General features: G+C 71.3%; 3 protein-coding genes. 2 read left to right on the forward strand and 1 reads right to left on the reverse strand.

The window, feature by feature from the left end:
• Window positions 1-220 (reverse strand): ATP-binding protein (locus KME80_RS49460; protein ID WP_219519929.1); only part of this gene is annotated, 220 nt, incomplete at its 3' end.
• 81 nt (window positions 221-301) lie between these two features.
• Between KME80_RS49460 and KME80_RS49465 the strand changes: the two genes are divergently transcribed.
• Window positions 302-1,525, forward strand: a complete 1,224-nt coding sequence (locus KME80_RS49465; protein WP_219519935.1) for a GNAT family N-acetyltransferase — start codon at window positions 302-304, stop codon at window positions 1,523-1,525.
• 70 nt (window positions 1,526-1,595) lie between these two features.
• On the forward strand, window positions 1,596-2,585 hold the full coding sequence (locus KME80_RS49470) for an aldo/keto reductase (RefSeq protein ID WP_219519939.1): 990 nt from the start codon (window positions 1,596-1,598) through the stop codon (window positions 2,583-2,585).
• The last annotated feature ends 31 nt before the right edge of the window (window positions 2,586-2,616 follow it).

Genomic DNA, 2,616 nt, shown 5'->3' on the forward strand with positions numbered 1-2,616 from the left:
CGTACGGCAGGCCGTCGCTGCCCAGTTCCGCGCAGGCACCCGCGACCACCCGCACCTCCGGCCCCAGCGTGCGCGCGAACTCGGCCAGCAGTCGCGACTTGCCGATCCCCGCTTCCCCGGCCACCAGCGCCACCGCAGGCCCCTGCTCGACCGCCGTGTCCAGGGCCGCTGCCAGGGCCGCGAGCTCCTCTGCCCGGCCGACGAACCTGGGACTGACCACGCGCTCCGCCACCACGGCACCAGCATAAATACCCAGATCGCCAGATGTGTCGGGCCTGTTTACCCGGCCAGGCTCGAACCCATGACAGCCACCTACCCGCTGCGTACCATCGGTGCCGACGAGCTCGACGCGTGGGCGCGCATGATCACCACGACCTACGGCCAGGACTGGGTCGATGGCGGCCTACGGAACGCCGCCGTCTCCATCGAGCCCGGTCGCACCCTCGCCGCCTACGACGGTACGGAGATCGTCGGAGGCGCGTCGATCTACGGCCGGGTCATGACCGTCCCCGGCGGGACGACACCCGTCGGCGGCATCACGCTCGTCGCGGTCCTGCCCACGCACCGGCGCCGCGGCATCCTCACCGCGATGATGCGCAGACAACTCACCGACCTGCACGAATCGGGCGGCGAGCCGATCGCCGCGCTCAACGCCGCCGAGGCCACGATCTACGGACGCTTCGGGTACGGCATCGCCAGCCACGTGGCCGAGGTCCGCGGCGAGAAGCGGCTCATGGCCCTGCGCCCCGGCACCGAACTCGGCGACGGCACGATCAGGCTGCTCTCCCGCGAGAGGGCGCAGCCGCTGCTGGAGAAGGTCTACGACACCGCCCGCCGTACCTCCGTGGGCTGGGTGGACCGTACAGGGAAGTTCTGGGAGGCCCGGCTGGCCGACGGCGAGGGCGCCCGCGACGGCGGGACGGCCCTGCGCTTCGCGGTCCATCTGGAGGCGGGCGGCGAGGTCACCGGCTACGCTCTCTATCGCTCCAAGCAGGACCTCGTGCACGTCGTCGAGCTCGCGGCCACCACCAGGCAGTCGTACGCCGCCATGTGGCGCTTCCTCATCGACCTCGACGCGCACACCGGGATCGTCTACGACGGCGCCCTCGACGAACCCCTCAAGCACCTGCTCACCGACCCACGCGCGGCTCGCACCACCCTGATCGACAATCTGTGGGTCCGCCTCGTGGACATCGGCCGCGCGCTCACCGCTCGCCGCTACGCGACGCCCCTGGATCTGGTGCTGGAGGTCCAGGATCCGTTCTGTCCATGGAACGCCGGTCGCCACCGGCTGCTGGCCGATGGCGACACCGTCACCTGCGAACGCACCCGGGCACGGCCGGACCTGCGCCTGACGGCAGGCGAGCTGGGCGCGGCCTACCTGGGCGGCACGTCCCTGACCTCCCTGGCGGCGGCGGGGCGCGTCGAGGAATTCTGCCCAGGTGCGATCGCCGCCGCCTCGCTCGCCTTCCGCTGGGAACGCGAGCCCTTCCACCCCTCAGGCTGGGCTTTCCCCGCCTTCTGACCTGGCGCGGAGTCTTGCACAACACGCCTCCGGCCGGATGCCGGAACCGCTGACAAAGGAGACACACCACATGCGTACGCATCGGCTCGGACGCAGCACCACGACGGTCACCGAACTGGGCTTCGGCGGCGGGCCTCTGGGCGGCCTGTTCGATCCCCTGGACGACGACACCGCGGCGCAGACGCTGGAGGCCGCCTGGGACTCGGGAATCCGCTACTTCGACACCTCGCCGCACTACGGCATCGGGCACTCCGAGCGCCGCATCGGCGAGCTGCTGCGCGGTCGGCCGCGGGCGGATTTCACGCTGTCGACGAAGGTCGGCCGGCTGCTGATCCCGCAGGACCCGCGAGGGCGGATGGACGAGAGCTTCGCCGTCCCGGCCACCCATCGCCGGGTCTGGGACTTCTCCCGCGATGGCGTCCTGCGCAGTGTCGAGGACTCGCTGACCCGCATGGGCCTCGACCGGATCGACGTGCTGTATCTGCACGACGCCGAACAGCACTTCGAGGCTGCCCTGCGCGAGGGCTATCCGGCGCTGGCCGAGCTGCGCGCCCAGGGTGTGGTCACCGCCGTGGGCGCGGGCATGTACCACCCTGGCAAGCTGGCCCGTCTGGTGCGGGAGACCGACGCGGACGTCGTCATGCTGTCGGGTCGCTACACCCTGCTGGACCACACCGCCTTGGACGAGCTGCTGCCCGCATGCGCCGCACACGGCGTCTCCGTCGTTGCCGCCTCCGTCTTCAACTCCGGTCTGCTGGCCACCGACAGGCCCGCCGAGGGAGCGCGGTACGACTACGGACCCGCCACCCCTGAGCTGCTGGAACGGGTCAACAGAATCGCGGACGTCTGCGCGGAGCACGGTGTGAGCGTCCCGCAGGCCGCGATGGCCTTCCCCTTGCTGCACCCGGTGGTGGCGGGCGTCGTCGTGGGCATGCGCTCGCAGGAGGAGGTACTGCGCAACAGGGAGGCGTTCTCGGCGCCGATCCCCGCGGGGCTATGGTCCGACCTGTGCGAGGCGGGCCTGCTGGACGAACGCGCCGTGGTGCACGCCGGACCGTGAGTCGATCGAGTCACAGTGCGGGCGTGCCGGG

Source organism: Nonomuraea ceibae, assembly GCF_019396325.1.
GTDB lineage: Bacteria > Actinomycetota > Actinomycetes > Streptosporangiales > Streptosporangiaceae > Nonomuraea > Nonomuraea ceibae.

What these genes read in the sequence shown, in the direction of transcription:
- KME80_RS49470 (WP_219519939.1), top strand. Translation starts at nt 1,596, where the DNA reads ATGCGTACGCATCGGCTCGGACGCAGCACCACGACGGTCACCGAACTG.
- KME80_RS49465 (WP_219519935.1), top strand. Translation starts at nt 302, where the DNA reads ATGACAGCCACCTACCCGCTGCGTACCATCGGTGCCGACGAGCTCGAC.